The sequence below is a fragment of the Streptomyces sp. Xyl84 genome (assembly GCF_059731885.1).
The window spans coordinates 5,743,743-5,755,618 of the sequence record NZ_AP029182.1; the positions used below are offsets into that span (position 1 = coordinate 5,743,743).

11 protein-coding genes are annotated in these 11,876 nt (G+C 75.6%); 10 read left to right on the plus strand and 1 reads right to left on the minus strand.

The genetic code is table 11. The features are described 5' to 3' along the window. Positions 1-66 precede the first annotated feature (66 nt). The 4 genes from AC6I72_RS24895 (at position 67) to AC6I72_RS24910 (ending at position 4,164) form a co-directional block, all read left to right on the plus strand. A complete protein-coding gene (locus AC6I72_RS24895) occupies positions 67-1,095 on the plus strand; it encodes an HAD hydrolase-like protein (RefSeq protein ID WP_498003386.1) in 1,029 nt (342 codons plus the stop codon). 65 nt (positions 1,096-1,160) lie between these two features. Beyond that, a complete protein-coding gene (locus tag AC6I72_RS24900) occupies positions 1,161-2,204 on the plus strand; it encodes a FecCD family ABC transporter permease (RefSeq protein WP_498003387.1) in 1,044 nt (347 codons plus the stop codon). Positions 2,205-2,290: 86 nt separating this feature from the next. After that, positions 2,291-3,319, plus strand: a complete 1,029-nt coding sequence (locus tag AC6I72_RS24905; RefSeq protein WP_498004815.1) for a FecCD family ABC transporter permease — start codon at positions 2,291-2,293, stop codon at positions 3,317-3,319. Then, the gene (locus tag AC6I72_RS24910) at positions 3,316-4,164 is read left to right on the plus strand and encodes an ABC transporter ATP-binding protein (RefSeq protein WP_498003388.1); all 849 of its coding nucleotides are present in this window, start codon (positions 3,316-3,318) and stop codon (positions 4,162-4,164) included. Before AC6I72_RS24905 ends, AC6I72_RS24910 begins: the two co-directional genes overlap by 4 nt. An 18-nt stretch (positions 4,165-4,182) precedes the next feature. Here the strand turns inward: AC6I72_RS24910 and AC6I72_RS24915 are convergent, their stop codons facing one another. Then, positions 4,183-4,530 (minus strand): SCP2 sterol-binding domain-containing protein, encoded by a 348-nt coding sequence (locus AC6I72_RS24915; protein WP_498003389.1) that lies wholly within the window; start codon positions 4,528-4,530, stop codon positions 4,183-4,185. A gap of 42 nt (positions 4,531-4,572) precedes the next feature. On the opposite strand from AC6I72_RS24915, the gene AC6I72_RS24920 reads away from it, so the two are divergent. The 6 genes from AC6I72_RS24920 to AC6I72_RS24945 all read left to right on the plus strand — a co-directional run bounded on the left by AC6I72_RS24920 (position 4,573) and on the right by AC6I72_RS24945 (position 11,839). Next, complete coding sequence (locus AC6I72_RS24920; protein WP_498003390.1) at positions 4,573-4,917, plus strand: hypothetical protein; 345 nt, start codon at positions 4,573-4,575, stop codon at positions 4,915-4,917. Between the two features lie 7 nt (positions 4,918-4,924). After that, positions 4,925-5,740: a TlyA family RNA methyltransferase gene (locus AC6I72_RS24925; RefSeq protein WP_498003391.1), complete on the plus strand. Its 816-nt coding sequence runs from the start codon at positions 4,925-4,927 to the stop codon at positions 5,738-5,740. Beyond that, positions 5,737-6,642 carry an NAD kinase gene (locus AC6I72_RS24930; protein WP_498003392.1) on the plus strand — a complete coding sequence of 302 codons (906 nt, stop codon included), beginning with the start codon at positions 5,737-5,739 and terminating at the stop codon, positions 6,640-6,642. Before AC6I72_RS24925 ends, AC6I72_RS24930 begins: the two co-directional genes overlap by 4 nt. A 384-nt stretch (positions 6,643-7,026) precedes the next feature. Beyond that, entirely contained in the window at positions 7,027-8,754 is a 1,728-nt protein-coding gene (recN, locus tag AC6I72_RS24935; protein WP_498004816.1) for a DNA repair protein RecN, read from the plus strand. Between the two features lie 262 nt (positions 8,755-9,016). Continuing rightward, the gene (locus AC6I72_RS24940) at positions 9,017-9,775 is read left to right on the plus strand and encodes a hypothetical protein (RefSeq protein ID WP_498003393.1); all 759 of its coding nucleotides are present in this window, start codon (positions 9,017-9,019) and stop codon (positions 9,773-9,775) included. A 918-nt stretch (positions 9,776-10,693) separates the two neighbouring features. Then, positions 10,694-11,839, plus strand: a complete 1,146-nt coding sequence (locus AC6I72_RS24945; RefSeq protein WP_498003394.1) for a glycosyltransferase family 4 protein — start codon at positions 10,694-10,696, stop codon at positions 11,837-11,839. The last annotated feature ends 37 nt before the right edge of the window (positions 11,840-11,876 follow it).

Genomic DNA, 11,876 nt, shown 5'->3' on the forward strand with positions numbered 1-11,876 from the left:
TCGTACGTGTGTCAGTGGCATGGGGGATGATCGAGGGAAAACCGGTACCACGAGGAGCGATGCGGAATGAGCCAGGGCGTCAGGACGGGGCCCGAGGGCAGTGGGCGGCCCCTGAGCGAGGCGTACGACACGGCCCTGCTCGACCTGGACGGGGTGGTGTACGCGGGAGGTGACGCGATCGCGCACGCCGTCGACTCGCTCGCCGCCGCCCGCGCGGGCGGCATGCGGCTGGCGTACGTCACCAACAACGCCCTGCGCACCCCGGACGCGGTCGCCGGGCACCTCACCGACCTGGGGATACGGGCCGAGGCGTCGGACGTCGTCACCTCCGCGCAGGCGGTGGCCCGGCTGATCGCCGATCAGGTGCCGCCCGGGGCGCGCGTGCTGGTGATCGGCGGTGAGGGGCTGCGGGTGGCGCTGCGCGAGCGCGGCCTGGAGCCCGTGGAGTCGGCCGAGGACGCCCCGGTGGCCGTGGCCCAGGGGTACGGCGGCCCCGACATGCCGTGGGGCCGGTTCGCGGAGGCCTGCTACGCCCTGCACCGCGGGGTGCCCTGGTTCGCCTCCAACACGGATCTGACGATCCCGAGCGCCCGGGGGATCGCTCCGGGCAACGGCGCTGCCGTGGAGGTCGTCCGGATCGCGACGGGTGCTGAGCCGCAGGTGGCGGGCAAGCCGCTGCCGCCCATGCACCGCGAGACGATCCTGCGTACCGGCGCGCGGCGGCCCCTGGTGGTCGGGGACCGGCTGGACACGGACATCGAGGGCGCGTTCAACGGCGGGGTGGACTCGCTGCTCGTCCTGACCGGGGTGACCGACGGACCGCGGCTGCTGGCCGCACCGCCCGAGCACCGGCCGACGTACGTCGACGCCGATCTGCGGGGCCTGCTCACCGGGCAGCCGGAAATCACCCGGGAGGGTGACGGTTTCCGGTGCGGCGGGTGGACGGCGACGGCGGGCGGCGACGCGCTGGCGCTGAGCGGTGACGGGCGGCCGATGGACGGGCTGCGCGCGCTGTGCGCGGCGGCGTGGACGGCGGGCGGGGAGAGCGGGTGCGCGCTGGACGGCGGGAAGGCGCTGGCGAAGCTGGGACTGTGAGGCGTCCACCGGCGGGACGGTGACGCCCTGTCGAACGCTAGGCGAGGGTAGGCTAACCTAACTGCGTGTTGGTCGACAGTCCTCCCGAACAGCGCGCGGCGGCAGCCGCGGCGCCCCCGGCCCGGCGCGGCGTGCGAGCCGCCGGACTGCTCCTGTCCGCCGCGGTCCTGCTGCTCGTCGCCCTGGCGAGCATCGCGATCGGCGCGAAGGAGCTGTCCCTGGCCCAGGTCTGGCACGGCCTCTTCCAGGACTCGGGCAGCTACGGCGACGTCGTGGTAGGCGAGCGGCTCTCCCGCACCGTCCTCGGTCTGCTCGCCGGGGCCGCGCTCGGACTGGCCGGAGCCGTACTGCAGGCGCTGACCCGCAATCCGCTGGCCGACCCGGGGATCCTCGGCATCAACGCGGGGGCGTCGGCGGCCGTGGTCACCGCGATCACCTTCCTCGGCGTGACCAGCCTGCGCGGCTACGTGTGGTTCGCCTTCCTGGGCGCCGCCGCCGTGGGCGCGCTGGTGTGGTTCCTCGGCGGCAGCCGGGGCGCCACGCCCGTACGGCTCGCACTGGCCGGCACCGCGATCGGCGCCGCGCTCTACGGCTACGTCCAGGCCGTGATGATCACGGACGACGCGGCGCTGGGCCGGATGCGTTTCTGGACCGTGGGGTCCCTGGCCTCCGCCACGAACGAGACCATCGTCCAGGTGCTGCCGTTCTGCGTCGTGGGCACCGTCCTCGCGCTGCTCCTCGCCCGGCCGCTCAACGCGATGTCGATGGGCGACGACACCGCACGCGCCCTGGGCGCCCACCTCAACCGCACCCGGGCGCTGGCCATGCTCGCCGCGACCGTGCTGTGCGGGGCGGCGACGGCCGCCTGCGGGCCGATCGTCTTCGTCGGGCTCATGGTCCCGCACGTGGTGCGCTCCTTCACCGGACCCGACCTGCGCTGGATCCTGCCCTACTCCACGGTCCTGTCGCCCGTGCTGCTGCTCGGCTCCGACGTGATCGGCCGGATCGTCGCCCGGCCCGGCGAGGTCCAGGTCGGGGTCGTCACCGCGCTCATCGGCGGCCCGGTGTTCATCCTGCTCGTTCGGCGGCGGAGGACGGCCCAGCTGTGAAGACCACCCCCACCACCGGCTCCGGGCGCGTCCCCGGCCGCCCACGGACCCCCGGCACCACCGGCACTCCCGGCGGCACCCGCGCCCTGCGCGCCGTCCGTACCCCGGGCGGGCTCTCCTTCCGCCTGGAGACGCGGGCGTTCGCCGTCGTCGTCCTGCTGGTGCTCGCCGCGCTCGCCGCGAGCGTCGTGCTGATCGGCACCGGCGACTTCCCGATCCCCGCCTCCGACGTGCTCAAGACGCTGGCCGGACAGGGCGACGCGGGCCAGGAGTTCATCGTCCGGGAACTGCGGCTGCCCCGCGTCCTGGTCGGTCTGCTGGTCGGCGCCTGCCTCGGCCTGGGCGGTGCGCTCTTCCAGTCCGTCGCCCGCAACCCGCTCGGCAGCCCGGACGTGCTCGGCCTCTCCCAGGGATCGACGGCCGGTGCGCTCGTCGTGATCGTGCTCCTGTCGGGCAACGCGACCGCCGTCACCGTCGGCGCGCTCGTCGGCGGCCTGGCGACCGGGCTCGCCATCTACCTCCTCGCCTGGAAACAGGGCGTCCACGGCTACCGGCTCGTCCTGGTCGGCATCGGCGTCAACGCCGTCGCCACCGCCGTCAACGGCTACCTCATCACCAAGGCCGACTTCGTGGACGCGGCCCGCGCGGTGAACTGGCTGACCGGCTCGCTCAACGGCCGCGACTGGGCCCAGGTGTGGCCGCTGCTCGTCCTGTGCGCCGTCCTGCTCCCGCTCGTCCTCGCCAACGCCCGCGGGCTGCGGATGCTGGAGATGGGCGACGACGTCTCCTACGCCCTGGGGGTTCGCGTCGAGCGCGTCCGGCTGCTGCTGATGGGCTCGGCCGTGCTGCTCACCGCCGCCGCGACCGCCGCCGCCGGTCCTGTCGCCTTCGTGGCGCTGACCGCACCGCAGCTCGCCCGTCGCCTGACCCGCTCGCCCGGCCCGAACCTGGTCCCGTCGCTGTGCATGGGCGCCGCCCTGCTGGTCACCGCCGACTGGGCCTCGCAGCGGGCCTTCGGCGCCGACCAGCTGCCCGTGGGCGTGGTCACCGGCGTCCTCGGCGGGGCCTACCTGCTGTGGCTGCTGGTCGCCGAGCGCAGGAAGGGCCGGATATGAGCATCCGAAGCACCACCGTGAACGACCCGAGGAGCACCGTGAGCCGCCTGTCCGCCGACAACGTCACCCTGGCCTACGACCAGCGGGTCATCGCCGAGCAGTTGTCGGTGGAGATCCCCGACAACTCCTTCACCGTGATCGTCGGTCCGAACGCCTGTGGCAAGTCCACGCTGTTGCGCGCCCTGTCGAGGATGCTCAAGCCCAGCCACGGCCGGGTGCTGCTGGACGGGCAGGTCATCCAGTCGATGCCCGCCAAGCAGGTCGCCCGGACGCTCGGCCTGCTGCCCCAGTCCTCGATCGCGCCCGACGGCATCACCGTCGGCGACCTGGTGGGCCGCGGCCGCTACCCGCACCAGGGCATCCTGCGGCAGTGGTCCGCCGAGGACGAGCGGGTCGTCCAGGAGTCCATGGAGCGCACCGGCGTCACCGCGCTCGCCGAACGCTACGTCGACGAGCTGTCGGGCGGCCAGCGCCAGCGCGTGTGGATCGCCATGGCCCTCGCCCAGCAGACGCCGCTGCTGCTGCTGGACGAGCCGACGACGTACCTGGACATCCAGCACCAGATCGACGTCCTCGACCTCTGCGCCGACCTGCACGAGGAGCAGGGGCGCACCCTCGTCGCCGTGCTGCACGACCTGAACCACGCGGCCCGCTACGCCACCCACCTCGTCGCCCTGCGCGGCGGGGAGGTCATCGCGCAGGGCGCGCCGAACGAGATCGTCACCGCCGAGCTGGTGGAGGAGGTCTTCGGGCTGCGCTGCCAGGTCATCGACGACCCCGAGACGGGCACGCCGCTGGTGGTGCCGGCCGCGCGCACGGCACGCGCGCGCGTCACCGCCCGGTAGGGGACCGGCGAGGCAGGGTCACAGCAGCTTCCTGAGCCGGAACAGGTCCAGCAGGCTCGCCTCCAGCTTCACCCGGCCCGAAGCCCAGGCCGCCGCGAAGTTCAGTCCGCCGCCGACCAGCGCGACCAGGTCGTCGCCCGCCATGGCGAGCCGGATCTGGGCCTTCTCGGGCGGCGGCCCCGGCACGGTGTCCCGCACGTCGATCCGGCCGCCGGTGAGGCGGCCGGCGAAGGTGATGTCGAGATCCGTGATGTGGCAGCTCACCGAGCGGTCCAGCGCAGCCGCCTCGCGGACCTTCCCGTCCGCGTCCGCCATGCTGTCCGAGAGCTTCTCGAGTGCCGCACGGCACTCCTCGATCGTGGCCATCGCGACCGACGGTACCGCAGGGCCTCGCGGTAGCGTCGGGGCATGAGCGACTCCGTGTCCGGGGCGAAGGCCCCGGTGCAGGCGGCGGCGGTGCGGGAGCCCGCCGCGGACCCCGCCCCCGATCTCCCCGCCCGCGCCCCCGCCGCCGGCCCTTCCGGGCCCGCCCCCCTCGGCGTGCCCCGCACCCCCACCGGTGACGCCGATGTCGACGCGGCCCTGGAGCGGCTCGGTGACGCCGACCACCTCGGCACCGACGGACACCTGGAGGTGTACGAGGATGTACACCGGGGGCTGCGGGACGCGCTCAGCGCGCTCGACGGCCGCCCGGGACCTCCCGGACCCACGGCGCCGCCGGCGCCTTCACCGTCGTACCGACACAGGAGCTGAACCGAACGTGGCAGGAGTCGCACGCCGCCGTCTCGACGCGGAACTGGTCCGCCGCAAGCTGGCGCGCTCGCGCGAGCACGCCGGCCAGTTGATCGCCGCCGGACGGGTCACCGTCGGCAAGACCGTCGCGACCAAGCCCGCCACGCAGGTGGAGACCGCCGCCGCGATCGTGGTCACGGCCGACGACAGCGATCCCGACTACGTCTCGCGGGGCGGTCACAAGCTCGCCGGGGCGCTGGACGCCTTCGTCCCGCAGGGGCTGGTCGTGCGGGGGCGGCGGGCGCTGGACGCGGGCGCGTCCACCGGGGGCTTCACCGACGTGCTGCTGCGGGCGGGCGCCGCGCACGTCGTCGCCGTCGACGTCGGCTACGGCCAACTCGCCTGGACGCTCCGGCAGGACGAACGCGTCACCGTCAAGGACCGTACGAACGTACGGGAGTTGACGCTGGAGGCGATCGACGGCGAACCTGTGGACCTCGTCGTGGGAGACCTGTCCTTCATCCCGCTCGGCCTGGTGCTGCCCGCCCTGACCCGGTGCGTGACACCGGACGCCGACCTGGTGATGATGGTCAAGCCGCAGTTCGAGGTGGGGAAGGAGCGGCTCGGCAGCGGGGGTGTCGTACGGAGTCCGCAACTGCGGGCGGAGGCCGTGCGGGGCGTCGCCGGGAAGGCGTGGGAGCTGGGGCTCGGGGTGCGGGGCGTCACCGCCAGTCCGCTGCCCGGCCCGTCCGGCAACGTCGAGTACTTTCTGTGGCTGCGTGCCGGGGCGCCCGCCCTGGAACCGGCCGACGTCGACCGTGCAGTGGCGGAGGGGCCGCGTTGACAAAGAGCCATGCTCGTACCGTTTTCCTGCTGGCCCACACCGGGCGGCCGGCCGCAGTCCGCAGCGCCGAGCTGGTGGTCAAGGGGCTGCTGCACTCCGGGATCGGCGTGCGCGTCCTGGAGGCGGAGGCGTGTGACCTGCCGCTGCCGGACGAGGTGCAGCTGGTCGCCGAGGCCACGCCGCAGTCCCTGGACGGGTGCGAGCTGCTGATCGTCCTCGGCGGTGACGGCACCCTGCTGCGCGGCGCCGAGTTCGCCCGCGCCTCGGGGGTGCCGATGCTCGGCGTGAACCTCGGCCGGGTCGGGTTCCTCGCCGAGGCCGAGCGGGACGACCTGGACAAGGTGGTGGACCGGGTGGTGTCCCGGGCCTACGAGGTCGAGGAACGGATGACCGTCGACGTGGTCGTGCACCGCAACGGCGACATCGTGCACACCGACTGGGCGCTGAACGAGGCGGCCGTGCAGAAGGTGTCCGCCGAGCGGATGCTGGAGGTCGTGCTGGAGATCGACGGCCGGCCGGTGACCGGGTTCGGCTGCGACGGCATCGTGTGCGCCACGCCCACCGGGTCGACGGCGTACGCCTTCTCCGCGGGAGGTCCCGTGGTGTGGCCCGAGGTCGAGGCGCTGCTGATGGTGCCGATCAGCGCGCACGCGCTGTTCGCCAAGCCGCTGGTGACCTCACCGGACTCCGTGCTCGCGGTGGAGGTGCTGCCGCACGTGCCGCCGGGGGTCCTGTGGTGCGACGGGCGCCGCACGGTCGAGCTGCCGCCGGGGGCGCGGGTGGAGGTGCGGCGCGGCGCCGTCCCCGTACGGCTGGCCCGGCTGCACCACGCGTCGTTCACGGACCGGCTGGTGGCCAAGTTCGCGCTGCCGGTCTCGGGGTGGCGGGGGGCGCCGCACTAGGCCCGGTCGTCGCATCCCCGTCGTCGCCCGGAGGGCGGGCCTGCGGCGTCCGGTGCGGCGAGAGGGCGAGCCGGGCGTCGCGGGGCAGGCGGAATGTGACGGCAGGGCATGCCCAGCCCCTCCGGGGCTGTCGCGGGATTCTCCTGGGGTGACGGCCGGCGCAGGGGCACCCTCCGGAGGTGTGCCGGCGGCGTACCTTCCGGGCGGCCGCCGGGGCACCTCCCGGGCGGCCGCACGGGGGCGCCGTGCGCGGGTCGCGGGGCCCGAGCAGCTCCTCGCGCAGTACCCCGCGCCCTGGTGCCGGACCACTCGCGCGGGTGACAAGGGCGGGGCGGTCGCACGCGCCGCCCCGGACCTCGTAAGGTCGTGTGCGTGTTGGAGGAGATGCGGATACGGTCGCTCGGCGTGATCGACGACGCGGTCGTCGAGCTGTCACCCGGCTTCACCGCGGTCACGGGTGAGACGGGTGCGGGCAAGACCATGGTGGTCACCAGCCTGGGGCTGCTGCTGGGCGGGCGCGCGGACCCGGCGCTCGTACGGATCGGGGCCGGCAAGGCGGTCGTGGAGGGGCGCGTCGCCGTGCCGTCCGGCGCCGCGGCGGTCCTGCGGGCCGAGGAGGCGGGCGCCGAGCTGGACGACGGGGCGCTGCTGATCAGCCGTACCGTCTCCGCCGAAGGCCGCTCACGGGCCCACCTGGGCGGACGCAGCGTGCCCGTCGGGCTGCTCGCCGAGCTGGCCGACGACCTGGTGGCCGTGCACGGTCAGACGGACCAGCAGGGGCTCCTGAAACTGTCCCGGCAGCGGCAGGCCCTGGACCGGTACGCGGGCGACGCGGTCGCCGTACCGCTCACCAAGTACACGGAGGCGTACCGGCGGCTGCGGGCGGTCTCCGCGGAGCTGGAGGAGATCACCACGCGTGCGCGGGAGCGGGCCCAGGAGGCCGCCATGCTCCGCTTCGGCCTGGACGAGGTCGCCGCCGTCGAGCCGCGTGCGGGTGAGGACGCCGAGCTGGCCGAGGAGGCCGAGCGGCTCGGGCACGCCGAGGCCCTGGCGTCCGCCGCGACGGCCGCGCACGCCGCTCTCGCGGGTGACCCGGAGGACCCGGAGGGGATCGACGCCGCCACCCTCGTCGCGGGCGCCCAGCGCGCCCTGGAGGCCGTACGCGCGCACGACCCGGCGCTGGCCGCGCTCGCCGACCGGATCGGTGAGATCGGGATCCTGCTGGGCGACGTCGCCGGAGAGCTGGCCGGGTACGCCGACGACCTGGACGCCGACCCGCTGCGGCTGGCCGCCGTGGAGGAGCGGCGGGCGGCGCTGACGGCGCTGACCCGCAAGTACGGGGAGTACGACAAGGGCGTGGACGCCGTCCTCGACTGGGCCGAGCGCGGTGCCGTCCGGCTGACCGAGCTGGACGGCGACGACGAACGGATCGGCGAGCTGACCGCGGAGCGCGACGCGCTGCGCGCCGAACTGGGCGGTCTCGCCCAGGCGTTGACGGACGCCCGGACGGAGGCCGCGCAGCGGTTCGCCGCCGCCGTCACCGCCGAGCTGGCCTCGCTCGCCATGCCGCACGCGCGCGTGTCGTTCGACCTGCGGCAGACCGAGGACCCGGACGGCGTGGAGGTCGACGGGCGTACGGTCGCCTACGGCCCCTCCGGCGTCGACGAGGTCGAGCTGCTGCTCGCCCCGCACCCGGGCGCGCCGCCGCGGCCGATCGCCAAGGGCGCCTCCGGCGGTGAGCTGTCCCGCGTGATGCTCGCCGTCGAGGTCGTCTTCGCGGGCACGGACCCGGTGCCGACGTACCTCTTCGACGAGGTCGACGCCGGTGTCGGCGGCAAGGCGGCCGTGGAGATCGGGCGGCGGCTCGCGAAGCTGGCGAAGACGGCGCAGGTCGTCGTCGTCACGCACCTGCCGCAGGTGGCCGCCTTCGCCGACCGGCAGCTGCTGGTGGAGAAGACGAACGACGGGTCGGTGACCCGTTCGGGCGTGAAGGTCCTGGAGGGCGAGGACCGGGTCAGGGAACTGTCCCGGATGCTGGCGGGCCAGGAGGACTCCGAGACCGCCCGCGCCCACGCCGAGGAACTGCTGGAGACGGCCCGGGCGGACAGGTAGGCGATGGGTCGGGGGACCAGCGAACGACGGTCCGGGCGGGCAGGTGGGCGACGGGTCGAGCGGCAGGTAGGCGACGATCCGGACGGACAGGCAAACGACGGTCCGGGTGGGCGGGCAGGGGGGTCGTGGACCGGTCCGGCCGGGGGCCCGTCTCCGGTCGGTGGCGCCTTCGGCGGGACGCGAGGGGCGGGCGCAGGCCGGGGCGGACGGGCCGGTGCCGCCGTCCGTTCGCCGCGCGCCGGGCGGCGCCTGGAGTGACGGCATGATCGCACGAGCGGGCCGCACCACCGCCCTCCTCACCACGGCAGCACTCACCCGGGCGACGGTGTGGGCGCTGGGCACGCGGGCGCCCGGGGGGCGTGCGCGCTGGGAGCGGAAGAACCACGCGGGCCGGTCCGTCGGGCTGTACGCCGCCCCGGCCACCGCCCTGGCCGCCGCGGCGGGTGCGGCGCGGGTACGTCCGGCGGCCGGGTTCGCCGTGGCCGCCGCCGGTCTCTGCGGGGCGTACGACGACATCGCGGGCGCCGGTGACGAGCGGCGCGGCTTCCGCGCCCATCTGTCGGCCCTGTGCGAGGGCGAAGTCACCAGCGGCGCCGTCAAGCTGCTCGGCATCTCGGCTGCCGCGCTCGTCGCCGGGGCGCGGCTGAAGGAGCGGCCGGTGGACCGGGTGCTGGCCGGGGTGGTCATCGCCGGGGCCGCGCACTTCGTCAACCTCGTGGACGTGCGCCCCGGGCGGGCGGCCGGTGCGGTACTGGCGTTCGGCGCGCCGGGGCTGCTGCGGCGGGGCCAGGGGGCCGAGCTGGCGGCGACGGCGATGGGCGCCGCGGCGGCCGTGCTCCCCGACGACCTCGCCGAGCGCGTGATGATCGGCGACACGGGGGCGCACGCCCTGGGCGCGGCCCTGGGCACCGCGATCGTGACGGGTACCGGGCGGGTGGGGCTCACGGCGCACGCCGCCGCCGTCGTGGCCGCCGCGGTCTGGGGCGACCGGGTGACCGCGATGGCCCGCGCCGCCCGATGACGCCCGGCCCCGCCGCCCGGGACCACCACGACGGCCGGCAGCCCGACCCGGCGGACGGTCCGGCGCGGGGGCACCGTCGGACGCCGGCCCTCGGCCGGCTGACGGCGCCCGAGCGCCCGTGGCCCGGCCACTCGGGCGGCCGGGGCACGTAACCGGCTGACGATGCCCGGGCGACCGGCGGCACGGAACCGGCGGGCCGCGCCCAGACGATCGGCGGCGTCCGCTCGGCCGGCCGCGCCCAGGCGATCAGCGGCGCTCCCACACCTGACCGAGCCCCTCCCTCCCGGACCACCGCGCCGATCTCGACGGCAGGGCGCCGCGTGGCGGGAGTGTCCCCGGCAGCGTGCGCCCGCAGTGGCGCTCCCTCACCGGGCCGCGCTCCTCCCTCCCGGATCACCGCGCCGATCTCGACGGCAGCGTGCCGCGTGGCGGGAGTGTCCCCGGCAGCGTGCGCCCGCAGTGGCGCTCCTTCACTGGGCCGCACCCCTCCCACCTGGACCAACGTGCCGTTCTCGACCGCAGCGCGCCGCGTGGCGGGACGTCTCCCCGGCAGCGCGCGCCGCGGCAGCGTGCAGGCGGAGACGGCGCGTGGGCGGGGGTGCGGGGCGCCCCTCGGTGCGCCTGTACGCCCTCCCCGGGGGGCGGGCGCTCGGATGCACTCCGTCGTCCGGGCAAGTGCTCCGCCGCGCGCCGCCGTTCCCGCCGTTTCCTCACTCGTGCGGATGACGCGCGCGGGCGCGCCCGCCGCGGGCGCCGCCCGGCGCGACCGCCCGCCGGGTCCGTAACCCCCGTACGTGCTGGCATCCTTGGCGAAGAACGCGGTACGCCCGACAGGCGCGCACGGGCCGCGTCGCGCCCCCGATACCTTCTGTACGTTTCTTCGTGACCGCACCACGCCGAACCAGGAGCCCCGCCCGCGTGAGCCCCGTCAGCAGCAACGCACCGCACGGTCAGTCGCCGTTGCGCACCGTGCAGGTGGTCGGCGGCGGCAACGCGGGCAGCAGTGCGCACGTGCGTTCGCTGGCCGCGGGACTCGTGGCGCGGGGCGTGCGGGTCACGGTGTGCGCCCCCGAGGAGGCCGACCGCGCCTACGACTTCACCGGCGTCGGCGCCGACCACGTGCACGTGCCGCGCAGCAGCGATCCCGCGTCGGTGGCGGCGCTGCGGGCGGCCTGCTCACAGGCCCATCTCGTGCACGCGCACGGACTGCACGCCTCCTTCCGCGCGGTGCTGGCGCTGCGCGGGCGCCGTACGCCCCTCGTCGTCACCTGGCACAACCGCGCCCTGGAGCAGGGGGCGCGGGCCCATTTCCTGCGGCTGCTGGAGCGGCGGGTGGTGAAGGCGGCCACCGTGGTGCTGGGCACCACCTCGGACCTCGTGGACCGGGCCCGCCGCGCCGGTGCCCGTGACGCCCGCCTGGCCGCCACCGCGCTGCCCGGCCCGCCCCGCGGCGACAGCTGCCCCGACCACGACGACCCGGAAGGGCGACGCGCCAAGCTGCGGGCCGAACTCGGCGCCACCGGACGCCCGTTGCTCCTCGCCGTCGGCTCCCTCGACCGGCACCGCGGCTACGAGTACCTGCTGGACGCGGCAGGTTCCTGGCGCCGTCTCGACCCGGTGCCGCTGATCGTCGTCGCGGGGGAGGGGCCGCTGCGCGCGACGCTGCAGCGGCGGATCGAGGACGAGGAGCTGCCGGTCCGGCTCCTCGGGGTCCGCGACGACGTGCACCGGCTCCTCACGGCCGCCGATCTCGCGCTGGTGACCAGCAGTTGGGAGCCGCGCTCCGTGTTCGCCCAGGAGGCGCTGCTCGCCCGGGTGCCGCTCGTCGCCACCGCCGTCGGAGGGGTCCCCGACCTGGTGGGCGACGCGGCCGAACTCGTCCCGTACGGCGATCCGCACGCCCTCGCCGCCGCCGTCGTCCGGCTGCTCGCCGACCCCGGGCGCCGTGAACTGCTGCGGGCCAAGGGAGCGGCGCAGGCCGCGGGCTGGCCCACCGAGGACGAGACCGTCGCCCAGGTCCTCAGTGTCTACGACGAGCTGACCGAGCCGGCGAGCCCGCTCTGAAGCCGTTGGCCCGACCCGCCCTTCGGGGTGCCGACGC

Bases quoted from the DNA above. Each gene is read 5' to 3' on its own strand.
- AC6I72_RS24895 (WP_498003386.1), top strand. From the start codon at position 67: ATGAGCCAGGGCGTCAGGACGGGGCCCGAGGGCAGTGGGCGGCCCCTG.
- AC6I72_RS24910 (WP_498003388.1), top strand. From the start codon at position 3,316: ATGAGCATCCGAAGCACCACCGTGAACGACCCGAGGAGCACCGTGAGC.
- AC6I72_RS24915 (WP_498003389.1), bottom strand. From the start codon at position 4,530: ATGGCCACGATCGAGGAGTGCCGTGCGGCACTCGAGAAGCTCTCGGAC.
- AC6I72_RS24920 (WP_498003390.1), top strand. From the start codon at position 4,573: ATGAGCGACTCCGTGTCCGGGGCGAAGGCCCCGGTGCAGGCGGCGGCG.
- recN (WP_498004816.1), top strand. From the start codon at position 7,027: ATGCGGATACGGTCGCTCGGCGTGATCGACGACGCGGTCGTCGAGCTG.
- AC6I72_RS24940 (WP_498003393.1), top strand. From the start codon at position 9,017: ATGATCGCACGAGCGGGCCGCACCACCGCCCTCCTCACCACGGCAGCA.